Annotated in this window: 22 protein-coding genes, 1 tRNA gene and 2 pseudogenes; 10 read left to right on the plus strand and 15 right to left on the minus strand. The window is 65.7% G+C overall.

Features of this window, described 5'->3' with window-relative positions:
• Positions 1–245 precede the first annotated feature (245 nt).
• Genes I53_RS24145 through I53_RS24155 form a run of 3 tightly spaced genes read left to right on the plus strand, consistent with a single transcriptional unit; the run spans position 246 to position 3,213 of the window.
• Positions 246–2,096: a reverse transcriptase family protein gene (locus tag I53_RS24145; RefSeq protein WP_043355489.1), complete on the plus strand. Its 1,851-nt coding sequence runs from the start codon at positions 246–248 to the stop codon at positions 2,094–2,096.
• Complete coding sequence (locus tag I53_RS24150) at positions 2,093–2,842, plus strand: hypothetical protein (protein WP_043355491.1); 750 nt, start codon at positions 2,093–2,095, stop codon at positions 2,840–2,842. Before I53_RS24145 ends, I53_RS24150 begins: the two co-directional genes overlap by 4 nt.
• On the plus strand, positions 2,839–3,213 hold the full coding sequence (locus I53_RS24155) for a hypothetical protein (RefSeq protein WP_043355493.1): 375 nt from the start codon (positions 2,839–2,841) through the stop codon (positions 3,211–3,213). Before I53_RS24150 ends, I53_RS24155 begins: the two co-directional genes overlap by 4 nt.
• Before the next feature lie 65 nt (positions 3,214–3,278).
• Here the strand turns inward: I53_RS24155 and I53_RS24160 are convergent, their stop codons facing one another.
• Positions 3,279–4,382: an adenylate/guanylate cyclase domain-containing protein gene (locus tag I53_RS24160; protein WP_043355495.1), complete on the minus strand. Its 1,104-nt coding sequence runs from the start codon at positions 4,380–4,382 to the stop codon at positions 3,279–3,281.
• A gap of 356 nt (positions 4,383–4,738) precedes the next feature.
• Here I53_RS24160 and I53_RS35465 point away from each other — a divergent pair.
• A pseudogene (locus I53_RS35465) lies at positions 4,739–4,881 on the plus strand (transposase); the annotation flags it as partial.
• A 132-nt stretch (positions 4,882–5,013) separates the two neighbouring features.
• On the opposite strand, the gene hemB reads toward I53_RS35465, so the two are convergent.
• The 13 genes and pseudogenes from hemB to I53_RS24190 all read right to left on the minus strand — a co-directional run bounded on the left by hemB (position 5,014) and on the right by I53_RS24190 (position 14,874).
• Complete coding sequence (hemB, locus tag I53_RS30625) at positions 5,014–5,997, minus strand: porphobilinogen synthase (protein WP_051045056.1); 984 nt, start codon at positions 5,995–5,997, stop codon at positions 5,014–5,016.
• Positions 5,994–6,932, minus strand: a complete 939-nt coding sequence (locus I53_RS30630) for a DMT family transporter (RefSeq protein ID WP_051045057.1) — start codon at positions 6,930–6,932, stop codon at positions 5,994–5,996. Before I53_RS30630 ends, hemB begins: the two co-directional genes overlap by 4 nt.
• A gap of 53 nt (positions 6,933–6,985) precedes the next feature.
• Positions 6,986–7,813, minus strand: a complete 828-nt coding sequence (locus I53_RS30635; RefSeq protein WP_051045058.1) for a helix-turn-helix domain-containing protein — start codon at positions 7,811–7,813, stop codon at positions 6,986–6,988.
• 42 nt (positions 7,814–7,855) lie between these two features.
• Positions 7,856–9,064 carry a 3-oxoadipyl-CoA thiolase gene (gene pcaF / locus I53_RS24170; protein ID WP_043355497.1) on the minus strand — a complete coding sequence of 403 codons (1,209 nt, stop codon included), beginning with the start codon at positions 9,062–9,064 and terminating at the stop codon, positions 7,856–7,858.
• On the minus strand, positions 9,061–9,756 hold the full coding sequence (locus tag I53_RS31800; protein ID WP_083936146.1) for a dienelactone hydrolase family protein: 696 nt from the start codon (positions 9,754–9,756) through the stop codon (positions 9,061–9,063). The genes pcaF and I53_RS31800 overlap by 4 nt, the downstream gene beginning before the upstream one ends.
• 58 nt (positions 9,757–9,814) lie before the next feature.
• Positions 9,815–10,699, minus strand: coding sequence for a 3-keto-5-aminohexanoate cleavage protein (locus I53_RS30640; RefSeq protein ID WP_251982437.1), 885 nt, complete (start codon positions 10,697–10,699; stop codon positions 9,815–9,817).
• A gap of 394 nt (positions 10,700–11,093) precedes the next feature.
• Positions 11,094–11,765: an HAD family hydrolase gene (locus I53_RS36230; RefSeq protein WP_043355499.1), complete on the minus strand. Its 672-nt coding sequence runs from the start codon at positions 11,763–11,765 to the stop codon at positions 11,094–11,096.
• Between the two features lie 211 nt (positions 11,766–11,976).
• Positions 11,977–12,246: pseudogene (locus tag I53_RS35470) on the minus strand (ABC transporter ATP-binding protein); the annotation flags it as partial.
• Between the two features lie 167 nt (positions 12,247–12,413).
• Entirely contained in the window at positions 12,414–12,929 is a 516-nt protein-coding gene (locus I53_RS36235) for a site-specific integrase (protein ID WP_083936147.1), read from the minus strand.
• A complete protein-coding gene (locus tag I53_RS33515; RefSeq protein ID WP_148291233.1) occupies positions 12,866–13,405 on the minus strand; it encodes a hypothetical protein in 540 nt (179 codons plus the stop codon). The genes I53_RS36235 and I53_RS33515 overlap by 64 nt, the downstream gene beginning before the upstream one ends.
• Positions 13,406–13,501: 96 nt before the next feature.
• Positions 13,502–14,023, minus strand: coding sequence for a hypothetical protein (locus I53_RS33520; RefSeq protein ID WP_148291234.1), 522 nt, complete (start codon positions 14,021–14,023; stop codon positions 13,502–13,504).
• A gap of 60 nt (positions 14,024–14,083) precedes the next feature.
• Positions 14,084–14,159 (minus strand) — tRNA-Ile (locus I53_RS24185).
• Between the two features lie 37 nt (positions 14,160–14,196).
• Positions 14,197–14,874: a Fe-S cluster assembly protein HesB gene (locus I53_RS24190; protein ID WP_043355503.1), complete on the minus strand. Its 678-nt coding sequence runs from the start codon at positions 14,872–14,874 to the stop codon at positions 14,197–14,199.
• A gap of 188 nt (positions 14,875–15,062) precedes the next feature.
• On the opposite strand from I53_RS24190, the gene I53_RS24195 reads away from it, so the two are divergent.
• From I53_RS24195 to I53_RS24205, 3 genes are all read left to right on the plus strand, one after another.
• Positions 15,063–15,620 (plus strand): metallophosphoesterase, encoded by a 558-nt coding sequence (locus I53_RS24195; RefSeq protein ID WP_043355505.1) that lies wholly within the window; start codon positions 15,063–15,065, stop codon positions 15,618–15,620.
• Positions 15,621–15,687: 67 nt separating this feature from the next.
• Entirely contained in the window at positions 15,688–16,005 is a 318-nt protein-coding gene (locus I53_RS24200; RefSeq protein WP_043355512.1) for a hypothetical protein, read from the plus strand.
• Positions 15,998–16,324: a hypothetical protein gene (locus tag I53_RS24205; RefSeq protein ID WP_251982438.1), complete on the plus strand. Its 327-nt coding sequence runs from the start codon at positions 15,998–16,000 to the stop codon at positions 16,322–16,324. The genes I53_RS24200 and I53_RS24205 overlap by 8 nt, the downstream gene beginning before the upstream one ends.
• 238 nt (positions 16,325–16,562) lie before the next feature.
• Here the strand turns inward: I53_RS24205 and I53_RS24210 are convergent, their stop codons facing one another.
• A complete protein-coding gene (locus tag I53_RS24210) occupies positions 16,563–17,324 on the minus strand; it encodes a sigma-70 family RNA polymerase sigma factor (protein ID WP_043355515.1) in 762 nt (253 codons plus the stop codon).
• Between the two features lie 358 nt (positions 17,325–17,682).
• Here I53_RS24210 and I53_RS24215 point away from each other — a divergent pair, with 358 nt between their 5' ends.
• From I53_RS24215 to I53_RS24225, 3 genes are all read left to right on the plus strand, one after another.
• Positions 17,683–18,876: a YihY/virulence factor BrkB family protein gene (locus tag I53_RS24215; protein ID WP_043355516.1), complete on the plus strand. Its 1,194-nt coding sequence runs from the start codon at positions 17,683–17,685 to the stop codon at positions 18,874–18,876.
• 407 nt (positions 18,877–19,283) lie between these two features.
• Positions 19,284–19,994: a Crp/Fnr family transcriptional regulator gene (locus tag I53_RS24220; RefSeq protein ID WP_043355518.1), complete on the plus strand. Its 711-nt coding sequence runs from the start codon at positions 19,284–19,286 to the stop codon at positions 19,992–19,994.
• Positions 19,995–20,105: 111 nt separating this feature from the next.
• Positions 20,106–21,186 (plus strand): LarC family nickel insertion protein (locus I53_RS24225; protein WP_043355519.1); only part of this gene is annotated, 1,081 nt, incomplete at its 3' end.

A 21,186-nucleotide genomic window follows, 5' to 3' on the forward strand; every position in this document is an offset into this window, starting at 1 on the left:
GTCCCGGGGGACCTCTAGAGTCACCCTGCCCGGCAAAGCGTCACTGGCCCGCTCTTCACTGGGCCGGCACTGACCACCGGTGCGCGTTCGCGGTTTGGGTTCGCTGAACCCAAACGCGCACCGGTGGTCGTGCCGGCGTCGAGTGGACCGGGCCAGTCCCGAGACTTGACGAAGGCATCCTGGCCGACGTCCCCCGTCACGCTTCCCCCCGTCATGCCTCCTGCCGCCCGCGCCGGAGGCCGCCGATGAGCCCGCAGCCCGGCAGCCTGACCCGCCAGCAGCTCTACGACCGGATCCGCGAGAGCTCGAAGGACGAGGTCATCCTCGAGGAGATGATCCGGCTCGGATTCTGGCCGGACGGGGCGGCGCAGCCCAACCCGCCGGACGACCTGATCCGCCGCCGCGGCGAGATCGCCCGCGCCCTCGCCGATCTGCACCGGCGGGAGGCGGCGTGGCGCGACCCCGAGGCCGCCCTCAAGGAGATGCATCGCCGCCGCAAGACGGCGGCGCTGGAGCGGCGGCGCGAGACGAAGCTGCGCAACGCCCGCGACCGCCACGCCCGGGCGCAGGCGTGGCACGCCCGCCGGGAGGCGGAGATCCTCCATCTCGGCGACGGCGTCTCGGCCGGCCTTGCGAACGCGGATGCGCCCGCGCGGGGGCCCGCCCCCGGTGTTCCCGCCCTGGCGAGCCCGAAGGCGCTGGCGGAGGCCATGGGGATCGGCCTCGGCGAGCTGCGCTTCCTCGCCTACGACCGGGCGCTCAGTGCGGTGAGCCATTACCGGTGCTTCACCATCCCCAAGAAGGCGGGCGGCCTGCGCCGCATCTCGGCGCCGATGCCGCGGCTGAAGCGGGCGCAGTACTGGATCCTCGACGCGCTCCTCGCCCACGTTCCCGTGCACGGGGCGGCCCACGGCTTCGTGCCCGGCCGCTCGATCGTCACCAACGCCGCCGCCCATGTCGGGCGGGACGTGGTGGTCAATCTCGACCTCAAGGACTTCTTCCCGAGCCTCGACTACCGGCGGATCAAGGGGAAGTTCCGGGGCTTGGGCTACGCCGAGCCGGTGGCCACCGTGCTGGCGCTGCTCTGCACCGAGCCGGACGTGGACGCGGTCGAGATCGACGGCGCGCGCCTCTACGCCGCCCGGGGCCCCCGCCGGCTGCCGCAGGGCGCGCCGACGAGCCCCGCGCTCACCAACCTCGTCTGCACCCGGCTCGACGCCCGGCTCACCGGCCTCGCCGCCAGCCTCGGCTTCACCTACACGCGCTACGCCGACGACCTGACCTTCTCGGCCTCCGGCGCGGCCGCCGGGAAAGTCGGCGCGCTGCTCAAATACGTCCACGCCATCGTCGCCGGGGAGGGCTTCACCGTCCATCCGGACAAGACCCGGGTGATGCGCCGCGGCCGGCACCAGGAGGTGACCGGGCTGACCGTCAACGAGCGCGTCGGCGTGCCCCGGGAGACCCTGCGCCGCTTCCGCGCGCTGCTGCACGGGCTCGATCGGCACGGGCCGGCCGGGCGGCGCTGGGGCGCGGCCGGCGAGGGCGACGTGCTCCGCGCCGCGGTCGGCTTCGCGCAGTTCGTCCGGATGGTCACGCCGGAGACCGGGGCGCCGCTGGTGGCGCAGGCCCGCGCCCTCGCGGACCGCCCCGGGCTGCGGCCTGGGGTGCGGCCGCAACCGGACTTCCGCGCCCGGTTCGCGCGGGGAGCAATGCCGCTGGCCCGCTGCTGGGCGCCGGCCCCCCGTCCCGCGCCCGAGCCGGACCCGATCCTGGCCGAGGCCGAGGCGGCTGCCGCGCGGGCGGTCGCCGAGGCTGCGGCCCGCGCGGCCGCGCCGGTGCCGGGCCGCAGCGGCGTGCCGGCCTCCGGGCGCCCGCGGTTCGGTACACCCGAGCCGGTCGCCCCCGCGCAGGCCGCGCCCGGCACGGTCGCGGAGGCCGACGACGCCCCCATGAAGCCCTGGAAGGTGGTCCTCGGGGTCTTCGTCCTGTTCCAGGCGGGCGCCCTGCTGCATCCGGCGCTCGGGCTGCTCGTCCTCGTGGTCGCCCTGGTGCTCGGCCTCCGACGCCTGCTGCGCCGCTGGCGCCGGCGCCGGTGAGCCCGCCCCGGCGCCGTCTGGCCGGGCGAATCCTGGCCAGCCTCGCTGCGGCCCTCGCCCTCGCGCGCGGACCGGCGGCCCGGGCCGAGGAGGCGCCCGGCGCGATCATCTTCAACAAGGCGGAGGCCGCGGGGATCGGGGAGCCGCTGCGGCAGGACCCGGCGCTGCTGCGCAGCTTCCCGGCCTGCCCGGCCGACACCTTCGCGCGGGAGCGCCCGGTCTGGCGGCGGGCCTTCGCGCCCCGGCGGCCCACCGAGCGCCGCTGCGCGCGCGAACCCGCGGCCTGCTTCGTGCTCTGCACCCGGTGGTCGAACGCGCCGGCCTGCTTCGACCTCGCCCTCGCCTTCGAGCACCATTCCCTCGACGTCCCGGATATCCTCGACAAGGAGCGCCTCTACGCCCTCGCCTGCGCGGGCGGGTTTCCGGCGGGCTGCACCAACCGGGCCGCCGGGATCCGCAACGGCGGCTACGCGGCCGATCCCTTCCGCGATGCGCCGCGCGCGGACACGGACGCCTGCCTCGCCCGGAGCTTCCGCCTCGATTGCGACCGGCGCGGCGCCTGGGGCTGCGCCATGCTCGGCCAGGCCTACCGCCTCGGCGAGGGCGTCCTCGCCGAGGCGTCCCGCGCCCGGGCGGCGTTCGACATGGCCTGCGCGATCAACCCGGACTTCGCGGCCTGCGCCTTCGCCAAGCGGCAGGTGGCCGAGATGGACGCGCCGCCGGACAGCGCGGACGACGCGCCGTGAGGTCCGGCGAGGCCGGGGCGGATCCCGAGGCCCTGCGGGCCCTCTACGGGCGGAGCGATCCGTGGCCGGCCGGTCCCCCTGCCCCGGGCCTCAGGCGCGCCTGCCTGTGCGTGGAGGTGGACGAGGCGGACGACGTCGCCGCAGCGGAGCACTGGATGCTGGCCCATGCCGGCCGGCTCACCTGCGTGCGCAGCACCGGCTGCGGCTGCTGCGTGATCGGCTGGGACATCGAGGGGCCGGCGGCGATCATCGACACCCTGCCGGCGGCACTGGCTGCGGCGTTCGACGGGCCGAGCCTGGCGGCGGCTCCCCGGCGCGCGCCGGTCGCCTGGGGGCGGCGCCTCTGGAACCGCTGCTTCCGCCGCGGCTGAGACGCGATCCCGGACCGGCCACGCCGCGCGCCGGGCGCCGGCCGGGATGCGCGGCATGCGACCTCCTAGCGCCGTTCCGCGACGACCTCCGGGCGATCCGGCGCCCTCGGATCCGGCCTCCGCCCCGGGATCGGCCTCTCCGCCACCGCGGCTCCGCGTTCGAGGGTGGCGACCGCCAGGGGCGCCCCCCGGCCGCGCAGGGCGTGCAGGCCCAGGGGGCGGGCGCGGACGCCATCGGGCAGCGGGTCCAGCCGTCCGAGGAGATCCTGCGAGATCAGGATGCCGACGCCGAGCGGGCGGCACAGGGCCTCGATCCGCGCCGTCACGTTCACGGCGTCGCCGAAATACGCGATCTTGTGGCGGTCGACTCCGACCTCGGCCGTGACCACCGGGCCGCCATGCAGCGCCGCCCGCAGCCGCGGGACCGTCCCGAACCGGGCGGTCCAGGCCGCGGCATCCGCCTCGATCCGGTCGAGCACCGCGAACAGGCCGGTGACGCAGCGCGCGTCCTTGAGGCCGCGCCTCATCGGCCAGGTGATCATGGCGAGATCGCCGACATAATCGTCCACGGAGCCGCCGTTGCGCCGCACCGGCTCGGCCAGCGTCGCGAACACGGCCCCGAGATACTCCTGGGCGCGCAGATCGCCGTGGGTCTCGGCGAAGGCGGTGGAGCCGACGACGTCGAGGAACAGGAAGATCCGCTCCTCCTGAACCGGCTTGTGGTAGCGGCCGATCATGAAGTTCACGAACACGGCGCCGCCGATCAGGTCGCGCATCCGCATGGCGAAGACGAGGAGGGCCGACACGGCCAGGGAGTAGGCGAGAAACCGCGGCGTGATACGCACGGCCGTGGACAGGCTGTCGCCGGTGAGGCCGAACCCCCAGACGACCAGGCCGCCGAGGGCGCAGCCGAGGGTGATCAGCACCACGTAGAGCAACTCGGCCGCGAGCATGTAGACCAGCGCCGGCAGGCGGCGGATCCGCGGCTGGAGACCCGATAGGGTCAGGGCGGGGACGAAGGCCAGCACCGTCCCGCCCACTGCCAGGGCGTAGACGAGGCCGGCGAGCATCGAGGCCCCGCCGACGAAGAGCACATTGTAGAGGAGGCCCGCCCCGCCGCAGGCGAGGAGGAGGGTCAGGGCCCAGAGCCAGCGGTAGTGCGGAAGCATGGGCTGTCGGCGGGAGAGAGCGTGGCGTCGGGCGCGGTGCGACCGACGCGATGGCACGGGAGGAAGGCGAGAGAGCGACGAACGCGGCGAAGACTCGGTCTGATTCGGTGCGCCGCAGACTGCCCGTTCGCGCTTGATCGATCGGGATCAATGCGCACCGTCCACATCACGGTGTCGGGCGGTGTCGCGGCCGTGCCACAGGGCGCGTTCGGCCTCGCCGTCGTGAGCGGCTCCTGGGCGAGGGACCGATCCGGGCTCGGCCCCTGTGGGTCGGCGGAACCGCGTGAATGCGGGATACGGGGGGCCGGCGAGGGTGGTGCGGTTGCCCGCGGCCAGCCTGGTGGGCCCGGCAGGACTGGAACTACACCAACCGGAACATCGTCGAGGGTCTTTGGGCGCACCTGAAGGAGTGGTGGCCATCGCGACCCGCTATGAGAAGACCACCACCAGCTTCGGAGGCGTCCTCTGCCTCGCTACAGCACTCGATTACCTCCGGTGACGATAGGTACTAAGCTAGATTAAAATTTCCCATAAAATGCTACTCGTTGCTACTATATGGAATCGAACCACATTGTATCTTCGACTGCCGCCTGTGCTGCGTAGGTAAGCAAGTTTTTGCCAACGCGATGCTCTAAGGATTTATCCAATTCTCTCGCAGGGCACGTCGGGCATAATAGCTTACGATCAAATCCGCGCCTGCGCGCTTCATCGATAGGAGGCTTTCATAAACCGTTACCGCTTCGTCGAGAGCACCGGCATCGGCCGCGAACTTGATCATCGCGTATTCGCCACCGACTTGATAGCAGACGAGCGGCAGCAACGTGCGGTCCCGTAACCGTGTGAGCACGTCAAGATAGGGTAGACCCGGCTTGACCATAAGCAGGTCGGCTCCCTCAGTTTCGTCGAGCATAGATTCCAGAAGTGCTTCCCGACCGTTCGCAGGATCCATTTGATAGGAGAGACGATTCCCCACAAGATCGCAGTTCGCAGCGGCTCTAAATGGACCATAGAAAGCCGATGCAAACTTAGAAGAATAGGCCATGACAGGCGCATCGTGATGGCCATTTTTGTCCAAGGCTTGGCGTATGGCAGCGACCTGTCCGTCCATCATAGCTGAGGGAGCAACCATATCGGCACCTGCCTCTACGGCAATGAGCGCTTGGCGGCCGAGATTGGATAGCGTCGCATCATTGTCGACTTTTCCGCCGCGATGAACGCCGCAATGGCCGTGGTCCGTGTACTCGCAGAAGCAGTTGTCCGTTATCACGACAAGATCGGGCACCTCGCGCTTCGCGATGCGCACCATCCTTGCCATAAGGCCATTCTGGTTCCAAGAGTCACTACCCTCAGGATCCTTGTGATGTGAGATACCGAACAGCATCACGGCCCTTACACCGTCGCGTGCAATCTCGCAGAGTTCGTTCGCCAGCAACTTTTCCGGTACTCGGCTGATCCCAGGCATAAATGGGATAGCGACCGGATCGGTGATGCTCTCCTCAACAAAGATTGGGTATATGAGATCGTTCGCACACACTGACGTTTCGCGCACTAAGGATCGCATCGCCGGCGATTGGCGAAGTCTACGTTGCCTTCTAGATGGAAAGCTAATATTCACTGAATTTCTCCAAGCTGTGCGTCGGGCGTGGCTCGACTGGGCAAGCTTTGACGCTGCCACGTAACAATGAAAATCCCGATTGCGATTAGCGCTCCGCCCACAATCTCGTTCCACGAAATCAGTTCACCTCGGATAACAAAGTTAATTATTGCTGCAAACAGCGGGCACAAAAACAGAAAGCCGCTTGTACGGACCGCACCGCCAATTCGTAACGCGGCGAACCAGAGCCCCATGGCACCTGTCGAGGCGGGAATGGCGAGCCAAAGAAAGTAGATCCATGTAGTGGGGCTTGATGGTAGGCTAAATTGATCCCCACGTATGAGGGCAATAAATGCAAGCGCAATCGATCCGAATGACATCTGCCAGAATGCCAGCACCCATGGGCCGACATGTATTTTGAAACTTTTAGAAACGATCGTCGCGAAGGCCCAGCATGTCGAGCCGACGATAACTAAAAGCTCTCCCCTGCCAACAGATCCGTTGACGATGGTCCCAGTGCCTATGCAGATAATGACACCGACGAAGGATATTGCCAGACCGGCCCACGCTTGCCTACGGACAGGCTCTTTAAGGACCACGCCTGCAAGAATAGCGACAAGAAGGGGATTGCTGGCCATCAGGATTGCTGCCATCGGCGCGGTGGTCGAGGTCAGTCCGATGTTTAAGAACGCCATGACGCCGGTTGTTTGAAGCAAGCCGATGGTCGCGAGTTGCAACCAAGGCATCGAAACTTTCTCATCACGCCGAGCGCGCAGGAGTCGGGGAAGCAGCACTGGCAGTAGCGACAACGCTGCCAGCATAAACCGTATAGTGGCCAACCATAGAGGCTGAACATCGACTAAAACGGCTTTAGTTGCTACGAATGACGACCCCTGAAGAAAGGTCGATAGTAGCACTAAGACGAGATAGGGATTTATCGACTTGTCATGAGTCATATACGAATAATACCCGTAACGTCGATGATTTGCGTCGCGGAATAAGACAAAATCTACGCCGGATCGGACAAAAGAAGATGTGAGTTTCCGACTGACTGCGGAATGTCCTTTTCGAAATACCGGCTGGGCCGCTCCCCCAGCATCTGCCGGAACATCGTAGCAAATGCGCCAGGCGTCCCGTAGCCTAGGTCCGCTGCTACGATTCCAACTGGCTCACCCGCCGCAAGACGGGGTACGGCGGAGAGGGCGCGAACTTGCTTCCGCCAGAGCAGAAAGGAACTCCCGAACTCGCGTTTGAACAAGCGCGCTAGGGTTCGCGACGATGCCCCGACCAGCGAGGCCCATTCTTCTAGATCGCGACTGTCTCCTGGATCGTCGATAAGTGCGCGGCAAATGCTAGCAAGACGCTTGTCCTTCGGCGTCGGCAGATGGAGAGCTTCGTCGGCTTCCCACGCAATTTCGTAAGGGAGGAGGTCTAGGATACATTTGTCGTGCGCAGTCGGCTCGCGATCGAGCGGCATTCTCGCGACGCGAAGAATCAGCTCTCTCAGCAAGGTCGAAACGCGAACCGACCGCGGCTTCTTGGGGAAGGTTGTTGGGCAAGCACCTTCCAATATGTAAAGTGTCCGCAGCGAGACCTCGCCTTTGGCTCTCATTTCATGAGCGATTCCCGCCGGCATCCATACAGCGCGCTGGGGCGGCAAGAGCCATAAGCCATCCGAGGTCTTCACCTCCATGACGCCCGCAGTCGCGTGGATCAGCTGTGAGCGCTTGTGGATATGCGAACGGACGTGGAAACCCGATGGATATTCTTTCGGCATCGCGACGATACCATGCCGCGACGCCTCATAGTCTTCCGGATTAGTGCTCTTGGTTCGCATGTCTGCAGTAATTATATAGCATTAATCCGCATCCGGCTGGGGTTATGCCCGTTCGAGAAGCATAGAAATGCCTTGCCCAACACCAATGCACATCGTACAAAGCGCAAACCGCCCGTTCTCTGCTTGAAGACGGTAGGCTGCAGTTCCAATGAGGCGTGCGCCGCTCATCCCAAGTGGATGCCCAATCGCGATAGCGCCGCCATTGGCATTAACACGCCCGTCGTCGTCATCAAGACCGAGTTCATGGAGTACGGCGAGGACCTGAGCTGCAAAAGCTTCGTTGATCTCAATCACTGAGATGTCGTTAATGGCAAGGTCGCATTTCCGCAGCAGCTTCTGAACAGATGGTGCCGGACCGAACCCCATAATCCGTGGTTCGACACCTGCGGTAGCGGCGGCCACAACCCTCGCCAACGGACTAAGTCCAAACCGTTTTGCGATTGCGGCTGATGTGAGGAGAATTGCCGCAGCGCCGTCGTTCACGCCGGACGCATTTCCTGCCGTAATCGTTCCATCTGCACGGAACGGTGTAGGTAACCGAGCAAGGGCCTCTAGTGTCGTCTCCCGAGGATGCTCGTCTTTCTCTACAAGCGTGTCACTATCACCGCGACGCTTAGCTTTTATGGGCACGGGAACGATTTCTCGATCAAACGCGCCACGCTTCGCTGCGTCGGCATATCTCTGCTGACTTAGAAACGCGAAGCGATCCTGGTCAGCTCGGGATACATTAAAGTCCGTCGCAACGTTCTCCGCCGTCTCCGGCATCGAGTCGACACCGTACCGTGCTTTCATCCGCGCATTCACAAACCGCCAGCCGATCGTCGTGTCATGGATCTCGACGCTTCGGCTGAATGGGCTCTCAGCCTTAGCCATGACGAACGGCGCGCGCGACATAGACTCTACACCGCCAGCGATCATCATATCAGCCTCCCCGGTACGGATCGCCCGGGCTGCCACCGCCACAGCATCCATTCCGGAGCCACAGAGCCGATTGACCGTCACGCCGGGTATCGAAGGTTCAAGGCCTGCAAGCAGACTACTCATCCGAGCCACGTTGCGATTGTCCTCGCCAGCCTGGTTGGCACAGCCGAAAACGACGTCGTCCACGAGGCGCCAATCCAGCGAGGGGCTACGCGCCTGCAATGCGAGCAACGGGATCGCGCCGAGGTCGTCGGCGCGGATACTGGACAGCGCACCGCCATAGCGGCCAACAGGCGTGCGCACTGCATCGCAGATGTAGGCGTCGATCATAGAGCAGCTCCCGAGTGGGTCACCAGGGTTTTCGCTGGAGTCGCTTCATTGCTGGTCGTCATCAAAGCTATGAGGATCTGACGAGCTTCAGCGATTTCCTGGTCGCAGATGCGATGTCCGATGCCGGGATAGATGCGTTCGCGGACCTCCGCACCTGCCGCACGGAATGCATCCGCCGTCTCCTTGACGCGCGATGCAGGAATCCATTCGTCAGGATCGCCGATACCCAGAAAGACGGGAGTTTCATGGAATGACGCAGTCGCCTTCCAGACCGTCCCATCCGGGCCGAACAGGCCACCTGTGAACACGATCAACCCGCCCCAACGGCCGGGATTGCGATAAACATACTCGCAGGCGAGGCACGCACCCTGTGAGAAGCCCATCAAGACTACACGATCGTATGAGAAGCCTTCAGAAGAGAGGGCACGAACAGTCGCATCCACGGCTTCCAACGCTTGGCTAAGACGCGGCTCGTTATCCTCGATGGGCCTCATGAAGCCGCGGGGGTACCATGTCGCCTGATCCGCTGTAGGTACTGCATATCGAACGGCATCCATATCGATGCGCTGTGCGCAATCGTAGATGTCGTTGGGGGTCTGTCGCCTGCCATGCAGAAGCACAACGGCTACTTTAGCATCGTTGCTTTTTGCCCCCCGAAATAGAATAGAGTTACAAAGATGGGGGTTTTCCATGGCGAATCATCCAGTAGAATTGTTTTATTGGGTCGCATGCAGCAAAATGATTTTTAACTTATAACGACAGCATCACTCGTGCTTCTCTGGGAGAAGCTACCTCACGTCCGACAATGTTTGAGATTTTCACCAAACGCTCGACAAGCTGTGCGTTGCTTTCTGCAAGCACACCTCGCGAATAATAGACATTATCTTCCAGGCCCGTCCGTACGTGACCACCGAGAAGGATAGTGTGCAGGTTAATTGGAAGCTGAGATTTGCCAATCGCCAACGCGGACCACTCGCTGTCCTTCGGTACACATTCCGCAAGGTGGAGAAGATTCTTGCAGGTTGCTGATGTACCGCCACGAATGCCAAGCGCGAACGCGAACAGCGGCTTGCCTTGAAGAATGCCCTCAATCGTCAGAAGCTTGGCTTCCTCGATGACACCCTCGTGGTAGACTTCGATTTCGGGCTTGATCCCGAACTTTTGCATGTCGACCGCCAAGGCGCGGAACACTTCCGGGGAATTGATAAACGGCTTCCCCCCATGATTGACTGAGCCGCAATTGAAGGAAGCGATCTCAGGCCGGAATTGCAGGTGGTTCCAGGCTTTCGAAACGGGTTCACCTTTCGGGAGGTTCAGTCCGGATGTGCTGAGATTAATGATGATATCGCAGCGATCGCGGATGCGGTGAACGATCTCGCCATAAATCTCAGCGTGGTAGCAGGGCGTTCCATCAGGGTTACGGGCATGAATGTGAACGATCGAAGCCCCAGCGTTCCAGCACTCCACGGCTGCTTGCGCTATCTCCTCCGGGGAATACGGCACGTTAGGATTCTTTGATCGATTGGTGATGCCCCCATTAATGGCTGCCGTGATAACGAGCTTTCTCACAACACCTCCAAATATTGAAAATAAAAGACAAGATAATTCAAGAAATTTGAAAATCTTGTCACGCATTGATTGCTACAAAAGCATAATAACACTCAAAAACTTGTCTGGCGTCGTTTGATCGGACAAATTTTGCGGCAAACCAGACAGATTTGTGGCAGTGCGACCGCTACGGAGTCACATTGGATCATGTTCTTGTCAGTATTGAGGGCAATACTCTGAGGTTATTATCTGCATTCCGCAGTCTACGCCGTGAATAGATTATCTATTCCGAGAGTTTATGTGTTAATGATCTGGCTGTAACAATCATTTATTGTATAAATTCAATAAGCATGGCCATGGTGATGCCTGAGAACGGCGGTTTTGCGACGGTCTGCTTCCAGGCGACAACCAAAGGAATGAGACATCGCCGTGGCACCCGCTCTCGACTCTTTGCGGCCCCGCAGACAGGCTTCGAACCAGTTCAAGAGGCCGACAGCATGTCGGGCAAACCCTCAAAGTCATCCAGCTCGGCGTGCGGCGGCCAGTCCGGGCTCAGCGGCTCGCCGATTCGGTCGATCCACACGGACCGGATGCCGAGTTCGTAGCAGACCTTGAGGTTGGTGAATTGCCCCATGCCGACGTGTACGGTCTCTTCCTTCGTCATGCCCAAGGTAGCGTAGGCGTGCAGGAAGAGCTGGTGGTCCGGCTTGTAGGCGCGGGCCTGCTCGGCGGTGATGACGAAGTCGATCGGCACCCCGATTGCCGCGACGGTTCCGGCGATCAGGTCGTCGTCGGTGTTGCTGATGATCGCGAGCCGGTAGCGTGCGCGCAAGCGACCGAGCGCGGTCGGAACGTCGGTGTGCGGCTCGATCCGGCCGAGGGTCGATAGCAGCATGTCCTCGTCCTTGGGTTTCGCTGTATGACCGGCCTCGGCGAGAGCTACGGCGAGGGCAGATTGCAGGACTGGCTTGTAGTTGCAGTAGGGCGGGCACTGCTGTCGCTCTACGGCGGCGCTGCGCAGCCGGTCAGCCAGAGCGACCGATTGGACTTGCGCATCGGGCTCCTTCAGGCGTCTGGCCAGGATCGCGCGGGCTGCACACCGGACAGCGTCATGCCACCGGACTAGGGTGCCGTAGCAGTCGAAGGTGATGATTTTTGGCGCAGGTTGAAGTTACAGCATGATTGGTCCCACCGGGCGGTCCTACGCGAACAATCCCTGCCGACAACGTCCACTGTCCATACCTCAGGCGAAGTTGCGGGACAGCCGACGAATGGCCGCTTATGGGAAGCGTCCATGGAGATCCGAGCGGCTGGGTTGGGGCGAAAGCAGACGCCCTACGCAAAAGCTGATTGGGTTCAGACCCAGTGCCAAGGAGCGCCACCAGGGCGGGCAGCAGCGTGTCGTTGAGCTCGTCGAGGGCCCACATGCCGCGCAAGATCTTTCGGACGGTGGAGCCCGAGAAGGTGTTGGCGTGCCACTCCTTGGAGAAGCGCTGGACCCGGGCGAAGCCGTCCCGGGCCATGTCGCTCATGGTGTGCAAGGTGAGCGGCAAGACGAGGCTCCAGGCGACGTGCCGCAGCAGCGCGGTGGCGAGGCCGAGCGCCGTCATCGCCAGGAAGGCGGGAAGGGCGGCCCCTGGCGGCGGTTGCGAGCTGCCGTTAGGTTAGGGTCTTGGAATGGTAGAATTGCCGTCAAAAAGCCTTCCAGGCCAACTTCGGACGGACTGACACTCTTGCGCTTCCGCGGGCTGCCGGAAGCTTCGAGCTAGGCGTCCGATGCAAATGCGACCGCATAGCTATATCAGTACGGCAGCCTCAGTAAGGCATCGTACAATTGCCTTAATCTTAAGCCGGAAGCGGAGTAATGCTGTCCCAGCATGTCCGCACGTGTATGCCCGATAAGAGCTTGTACGATCGGTTGGGGAACGCCTTCTCTCTGTAGCGAGTTCGTTACGGTATGTCTGAGGCTATGAAAAACGAGGCTTTCGTTCTTGATCCCGAGTTCCGGTAAGAACATTTCATTGAACCATCGACCAAGAACTCGTCCCCATCCGTTCTTGGTGCAATAAGTGAAGCTTGGAAATAGCTTGGTCTGTCCTTGCGATCTGAGCTCGGTCACATATTGAAGAAGGCCAAGCTCGATAAGCTTCGGATGCATTGGTACGATCCGCTTCGAGGCTTCTGTCTTCAGCCGCTTTCCGTCGTCATCGTTGAGGTCGAAGTACCAAAGATCGCCTTCTTGTTTGATGTCAGCTATGTGTATCTGCGCAATTTCATTGAGGCGCGCACCCGAATATAGACCGATAAAGGGTCCCATTTCTGATACGGTCGTCGTATCAGGTTGCCATCATCATGTATGATCGCATCGTATAGGCTTGTAATTTCGGCTGAGCTGAAGGATTTTCTTACTACCGCAGCCCTCTTGGTGCTTCTTATCGTCAGTCCTGCAAATACGTTCTCTTTGACATATCCGTTTCTTTTTGCCCATTCAAACATCGTGCCGTAGGTCTGTAGATACTTATTGATTGTCTGGGCGTTGAGCTTCGGTATATCAGTCATCGCGAACACTTCTTTCAGGTCGCGGCCTTTCGTAAGACGGTTCTTGTTTCGGTTCTTAGGGTACTTAAGCAGTAGTTCCTTAACTTCGCGCGCCATTGGCAGTGTGAAGCTTGTAGCAGCTATCTCCGGCCCATGAATTTCTTTCAGTAGCCCAATATGCTCGGCTTTTTCGAACCGCGTCTTTCCTGCCCATTGGCCTCCTTTGTCGCCTTCATCGAAGTAGATGCGAGCCAAGGCCTCCAGTGTAACGTTTGAGCTGCCAATTGCGGGATTTGTCGCTTCGGTCTGTTCCGGCTGATCGTAATCGAACTGCGAAAATCCATCACTGTGTTAAATAATCTTCAGGAAAAAATCTCTGTACGCAATTGGATAAATGCGCGACAGGCGGTCGTAGGCATCCGAACCTGGGGCAATCTCCAAGTAATATCTGTCTATCACCTCCGCTAGCATACTCTGATTGTCGTCATCCGACAGCAAGAAAGTGCTAACGCTATCAACGGCCATCTGACTAATTTCAATGACGTCCTGTATTTGTTTGCGCTTGGCTGGTGTCAAAGGGCCATTCGCACTCAGCCGTTGTTTGTGTTCTATCAGCAGCTGCGTGAAGTGCTTGTGCAGGGCTGTCCGTAGGTCTTCGTACCGCATTCCGCAGCCTGGTCCGTACCCTTTCGATACGGTTGCCTGAGTCAGCATCCGTGCAAGCGTCAGTGCCTGCTTCGGATCGCGGGTGCCAAGAGAGATTTTGATGAAGGCCGGTTTTCCCGGTGCGTCTGTGGCGCCCCAGAGACGCCAGCGGAAGTGGAAGGCGCCGTGCCTGGAGCGCGTCAGGTACGTCGGGTTGCGCAATGCCATGTACCCCCGGAGTGCCCCACCGGAGAGAATCCAACGCTAAGCTGTTGCGCAGAAAGGGAATGGTGGGCCCGGCAGGACTCGAACCTGCAACCAGACCGTTATGAGCGGCCGGCTCTAACCATTGAGCTACGGGCCCGGGAGGCGCCGACGGATAGCCGATCCCCGGCCGTCCGTCACCCGGATTTCGCCGCCCCGCGCAGGCGCCGGGTCCGGGGGGCCGGGGCCTGACGGGCTGATTCGTCCCCCGGCAGGGGCGCCCCGTCCTTGATGCGCCACAGGTAGCGCGCCAGGATCGAGCGGTACGGTGCGAAGGCCGACGCCACCGCGCCGGCATCGGCCTGCCCGGTGAGGCGGCGCAGGCAGCCCGCCGCCGCCACGTCGCCCGCGGGCCAGATGTCGGGGTCGTGGAAATGGAAGATGCCGACCATGTCGGCCGTCCAGGGGCCGACGCCGCGTATGCCGCACAGGATCGCCGCCCGCTCGGGATGCGGCAGGCCGGCGAGGCCGGGGCCGAGCAGGCCCGCCGCCTCGGCCGCCACGATCGCCTGGAGGGCCCGCACCTTGTTGCCCGAGATCCCGCAGGCCCGCAGCAGGTCCGCGTCGCCGGCCTCAAACAGGCCCCGGGGGCTCGAATCCGCCGCTGCGGCGGCCGCCTCGATCCGGGCCCAAATCGCCCCGGCCGCCCGGGTGGAAAGCTGCTGGTTGACCACCTCGACGAACAGGCGGTCGGCGACGCGCAGATGCGCCGGCGGCTCGATCCGGATCGGACCGGCCTGCACGAGGGCGGCCCGCAGCGCCGGATGGGCGCGCGCCGCGTCCAGGAGATGGGCGTAGATCGCGGGATCGAGCATCGCCTCAGCCCATCCGGCCCGCACGGCGCTCCGCCCCTCGGAGAGGCGGCCGGCCTCGCGCGCCGCACCCGTATCCGAGCCGCGGCCCCGTTTCCAGTCCGGCAGACGGGATGCCGCGCAGCGCCATCTTGTCCGGGCCTCTCCGGCCGGTCTGGACGGAACGCGATGGCGGCCCAGGTCTCGACGGCATGGCGATCTTCTTCACCGCGGACACGCATTTCGGCGACCCGCACATCCTCCGCCACCGCGGGGCGCGGTTCGGCAGCCTCGAGGCCCACGACGAGGCCCTGGTCGCCGGGTGGAACGCCGTGGTCGGTCCGGAGGATGCCGTCTGGCATCTCGGCGACTTCGCCGCCCATGCGAGCCCCGCCCATTGCGCGGCGATCTTCGCGCGGCTGAACGGCACGAAGCGCCTGGTCCGGGGCAATCACGATTCGAACCGCGTTCTCGACCTGCCCTGGGCGGAGCCGCCGGTGGAGAGCGCCCGCCTCTCCATCGCGGACGCGCAGGGGCGGTCGCACCGCCTGTTCCTGTCGCACTACGCGCATCGGGCCTGGCCGGGGCTGTGGCGGGAGACGCGCCACCTCTATGGGCACAGCCACGGCTGCCTCGCCGACACCACGCGCTCCTGCGATGTCGGCGTGGATGCCTGGAACGACCGTCCGGTCACCCTCGACGCCATCCTGATCCGTCAGGACGCGGCCGCGGGCGTGCCGGAGGAACTCGCGGCCCACGGCCTGCGCTGATGACAGGCCGCCGGCGCGCGCTATCGTCCGCGGGAGACGCGAGATCCCGGCAGGAGGCCGCATCGCCATGACCGACATCCCCGCCCCGCCGTCGGGCTGGACCGCCGCCGCGACGCAGGCCGCGGCCGAACTGAGCCTCGGCACCGATTGGGCCGCCCTCGCCGCGCCGGACTGGACGCGGCTCTGCCGACGGGCCGGCGAGATCCTCGCTGGCCAGGGTCACGCGCCTCCGGCCGGCTGGGAGGGCGCCCTGGCGCGCGCCCTCGGCCGCCCCGATCCGGCGGTGGCCCGGGACGAACTGGCCCGGGACGAGTTGGCCCAGGACGCCGCGAACACCGTGCTCGCCGAGCGGGGCGAGGTGTTCGCGCCGGAGGACGATGCGTGAGGCGGACGACCCGGGCGCGCCTTCGCGCCGGCAGGTGGTTGCCGTCGCGGGGGTGCGGGCCGATGTAGAAGGCATGCCTTATCCCGAACGCCGGCGCGCCGCCCCGAGACCGACCGAACGCTATGGCCCCGGCCCGGCGTCCTCCGCCCTGCGCGTGGTTCCCCTCTCGGGCGGCCCGGTTCTCGACGCGCAGACGCGCCTGCGCCTCGGCCACCAGATGCGGGCGATGTACGATCCGGTGATCGACGAGGCTCTGGATCCCCGACTGGCGGAGCTGCTGCAGCAGCTCGACACGGACCGGGGCGGCGGTTCGACCTGAGGTCTAGGCTGAGACCCACCTCTGCCCGGCACATCCGCCGGAGATGCGGGAAGAGGCCCCCATCGGTGGATCGGGGGGATGTCACACCGATGGGAGCCGAGCCGAGTCGACGGATCGACCCAACCCGCTTCATATCGCCCAGACGCCGGCCCGGACGCTTTCACCTAAGTCAAATTTCCTGCCGAATACGGCGGTCTGAGTGTCGAATTGGCTTATTCGACCTGGAGAATCGTCCCGATCAGGCCGAGCTGCCGGTCACCGACAGCATGACCCCGTCGCTGCCGATCTCGGCTCCACTGTATCCGAGCATCCGCGCGAGCTGTTCGCGGGCGCGCCAGACGCGGCTCTTCACGGTCCCGATCCGGCAGTTCATCACGGCGGCGGCCTCGTCATAGCTCAGGTTCTCGATCGCCACGAGAACCAGCGCCTCCCGCATCACCGGGGCGAGGCGGTCGAGGGCGGCGCGCACGTCCTGAAGATCGAGATGGCCCCCCTGCTCGGGAATGCTGGTCAGCCGCTCGGCATAGGTGCCGTCGGTGTCGGCGACCTCGCGGCCCTGCTTGCGGTGCTGGCTGTAGAAGACGTTCCGGAGGATCGTGAACAGCCACGCCTCCAGATTGGTGCCGGGGGTGAAGCCGCCGCGGCCGCGCCAGCCGCGCAGCAGGGTGTCCTGCACGAGATCGTCCGCCGCAGCCGGGTCGCGGGTCAGCGAGACCGCGAATCGGTGCAGCGCCGGCACCACCTCCAGCAGACCCGCCCGGAACAGCTTGTCCCGCTCGCCCTCGGCCTGCGCGAGGGCCGTCTCCAGGCGCGCCAGCAGGTCGGCGAAGGGGTCCGAGGCGGGCTCCGACCCGAGGCCGATCCGGTCGTAGGCGCGGCCGAGCAGGGTGCCGAGATGGGCCCGCACGGCCTCCGGCAGGCCGTGGCGGGTCTCCGCCCCGGCCTCCTCTGCACGATCCGTCCCGGGATCGAGGAGCGATGAGCCTTCGGTGTCGGGCATACGGTCCGGTCGTCGGCGAGTGGGCCGGTTGCGCCCATGGGACCGTTTGTGGCGTGCCCGGGTCGCCGATGCCGCAACATGGGTTAGCGCTTTTCCCGAAGGGGGCTCGGCCGCGGGGCCGCGCCGGCGCGCAGCGCCGTCGGGACGGGCCGGCCGATGCCGCCCGAGGTGCCGGTCACGACCGCCGACCCGCCGCTCAGGCCCTGCGTCCCGCGTTGCCGTCGTATTGCAACTGGACGGCGAACCCTTGCCCGCGCCGCGGTGTTTGCCTTCGCAGCTGCAGCCGGTCGGGTGCGCCGTCATGCGCGGCCGACTGGCCTGCGCCGACACGTCCGCCCGAACCCCGCTGAGGTCACCGATGCCAGCCCCCGATCCAGCCCGCACCGCAGGTTCCGCTCCGGAGGGGAGCGCCTCGACGGTCTGGACGCTCGCCCTCGCCACCGCGCTGATCGGCCTCGTCGCCCTTCCGCGCCGGACGGGGCCGCCGGCCCCACGCCCCGCCGACCGCCCCGCCGACCGCTCCGGAGACCGCTCCGCCGGGCAGGACGGGGCGCGCCGGACGTCGCCCTCGCACGCGGGCCAGGAGGCGCAGGCCGTCGCCCGGACCCAGGCCGATCGCGGGCGGGGGGCCTCGACGCCGGCCGAGATCCCCGCCAAGGGCTGGAAGGACATCGCGCTGCGGGCCTATCACGACATCGGCGAGAACCGCCTGTCGCTGATCGCGGCCGGCGTCACCTTCTTCACGCTCCTGGCGATCTTCCCCGCGGTGGCGGCCCTGGTCTCCTGCTACGGCCTCGTGGCGGATGCGGCGACCATCAACGACCAGCTCGCCAGCCTCCAGGGTATCCTGCCCCAGGGCGCCCTGGAGATCGTCGGCGACCAGGTGAAGCGGCTGAACGCGGAGGGCAACAGCACCCTCGGGCTCAGCCTGGTGTTCGGCGTCGTCCTGTCGGTGTGGAGCGCCAATGGCGGGGTGAAGCACGTCTTCGACGCCCTCAACCTCGTCTACAACGAGCGCGAGAAGCGCAACTTCTTCGTGCTCAACTTGGTCTCCCTCGCCTTTACGGCGGGCGCGCTGCTGTTCCTCGTCCTGGCGCTGGCCGCGGTGGTGGCGGTGCCGGTGATTCTCGCGTCTGTCGGGCTCGGCGCGGATGCGTGGTGGCTGTCGCTGCTGCGGTGGCCGGTTCTGCTCCTGGCGGTCCTGCTCGGGCTCGCCCTGCTCTACCGCTACGGGCCGAGCCGGGACGCGCCGCGCTGGCGCTGGGTCACGCCCGGGGGTGCCCTGGCGGCCGTGCTGTGGCTCGGCGCATCGGTGCTGTTCTCCTGGTACGTCGCCCATTTCGGCAGCTACAATAAGACCTACGGCTCCCTCGGTGCGGCGGTCGGGTTCATGACGTGGATCTGGCTCTCGATCATGATCATGCTGGCCGGCGCCCAGGTGAACGCCGAGATGGAGCATCAGACCGCCGAGGACACCACCGTCGGCGCGCCCCAGCCCCTGGGCACGCGCCGGGCGCGCATGGCCGATACGGTGGGCGCCGCCGCGGACTAGCGCCGCACCCGGTCCGGCGCGAACGGCCTTTCCGAGCGACCCGCGCGTACGATCTGCGCGAACAACCTGCGCGGGCGCACCGGATCGACGCGTCCCCCGTCCTCAAGCCCGGGAACGACGACTTAACACAGGTTGGCGCACGTTTTTCTGCTGCAGGCACAAGCCGATCAAGATGATCCGGACTTCGATGTTCGGATGACGGTTTGGTCCCTGCCGATAGAAATATCCTTGTCCCATTATTTCACCGATACCCCCGGCGGCACCGTCGTGCGGGACGCTTCGGACGCGCGCGACGTCCCCCGGTCCCGTGTACCCGGCCGCGACGCGGCCGAATCTCCGGTCGGGCCCGTCTCCCTCCCGAGGGTCGCCGACACGCCGGTGTCGCGGTGATCTGACCGGAGGGGGACGTGGAGAACCCGTTCGTGCGGAAGATGGAGCGGCACGTCCGGCTCGCACCCGAGGACCGCGCGGTCCTCGACGGGCTGGGGCGCCAGCACGTCCGCCATGTCGCGGCCCGTCAGGATATCGAAGGGCAGCAGAGCGACCCGTCCCACACGCACCTCATCCTCGACGGCTGGGCCTGCCGGTACAAGCAGTTTCCGGACGGGCGGCGGGCGATCGTCGCGCTGCTCCTGCCGGGCGACCTGTGCGATCCGTTCGTCTTCCGCCGGGCGCACATGGACCACGCCATCGGCGCGCTGACCTCCGTCACCGTCGCCCGGATCGCGCCGGACCAGCTCGGCGACGCGATCCGCGGCCGGCCGGCCGTGGAGGAATGCCTGTGGCGGGAGATGCTCGCCACCACGGCCCTCCACCGGGAGTGGATCGCCAGCGTCGGCCGGCGCTCGGCGATCGAGCGGCTGGCGCACCTGTTCTGCGAGCTGCACCTGCGGCTGACACGCGTCGGCCTCGCGGACGGGATGACGCTGCCGATGCCGGTGACCCAGCCCGATCTCGCCGATGCCCTCGGCCAGACGAGCGTGCACATCAACCGCACCCTGAAGGAGCTGCGCATCAGCGGCCTCGTCGCCCTGCGCAGCCGGCGCCTGACGATCCGCGACCTCGACGGGCTGATGGAGCGGGGGCTGTTCGATCCGGCCTATCTGCAGCTCTCCTGACCGGCGCGGGCGATACGCCGCGGCCCCGCAGGCCGGCCGAACCTTGCCGCGGAACCGCCGCGGCCGATCTGAGGCGGACCTCCCTCCCGGCACGGGCCCGCGCGACACACGATGCACATCCACCTCGACGCGCTCGGCGGCGTGGCCGGCGACATGTTCGCCGCCGCCCTGCTGGACGCCTTCCCTGAGCATCAGGCCGGCGTCTCCGCCAGCATCCGGGCGGTCGACGGGCGCATCGCCTGCGCGGTCCGGGCGCACAATGACGGGATCCTCAGCGGCGCGCGCTTCGCCGTTTCGGCCCCCGGGGTGGAGCCCGGACCCGCGCCGCACCGACACGACCACCCGGCACGCCACGACCATCCGCATCCCCACGATCACGATCACGCCCACGATCACGCCCATGATGACGGCCACGGTCACGGCGATGGCCACGATCAGGGTCACGGTCACGGACACCGGCCCTGGTCGGAGATCCGCGCCGCGCTGGAGGCGGCGGATCTCGCGCCGGCGGTCCGGGCGCAGGCCCTCGCCATCTTCGGCCACCTCGCCGCGGCCGAGGCCCGGGTCCACGGCATCGCGGTCGAGGCGGTGGCGTTCCACGAGGTCGGCGCCTTCGATTCCATCGCCGACATCGTCGCCGCCGCCCACCTGATCGCCGCGCTGGGGGCGCGGAGCTGGAGCGTTTCGGCCCTGCCGCTGGGCTCCGGCCGGGTGCGGACCCAGCATGGTCCCCTCCCCGTCCCGGCCCCCGCCACGACGCTGCTCCTCGAGGGCTTCTCGACCCTCGACGACGGCGTGCCCGGCGAGCGCGTCACCCCCACCGGCGCGGCGATCCTGCGCCATCTCTGCGGCGAAGACCCCGGGCGGGGCCGTCCGCGGGGCATTCTCGGGCGCACCGGCATCGGGTTCGGCACCAAGGTCCTGCCGGGCCTGAGCAACTGCCTGCGCGTCCTGGTGCTGGATGAGGCGGCCGCCCGTCCCGGCCGGCGGGACCTCGCGGTGATCGCCTTCGAGATCGACGACCAGTCCGGCGAGGATCTCGCCATGGGCCTCGACCGGCTGCGGGGTGAGCCCGGAATCCTGGACGTCGTGCAGGCGCCGGTCCTCGGCAAGAAGGGCCGGATGATGGCCCGGATCCAGGTTCTGGTCCGCCCGGAGAGCCTGGAGGCGGCGATCGCGGCCTGCTCCGGGA

The organism is Methylobacterium sp. B1 (assembly GCF_000333255.1).
Classification (GTDB): Bacteria; Pseudomonadota; Alphaproteobacteria; order Rhizobiales; family Beijerinckiaceae; genus Methylobacterium; species Methylobacterium fujisawaense.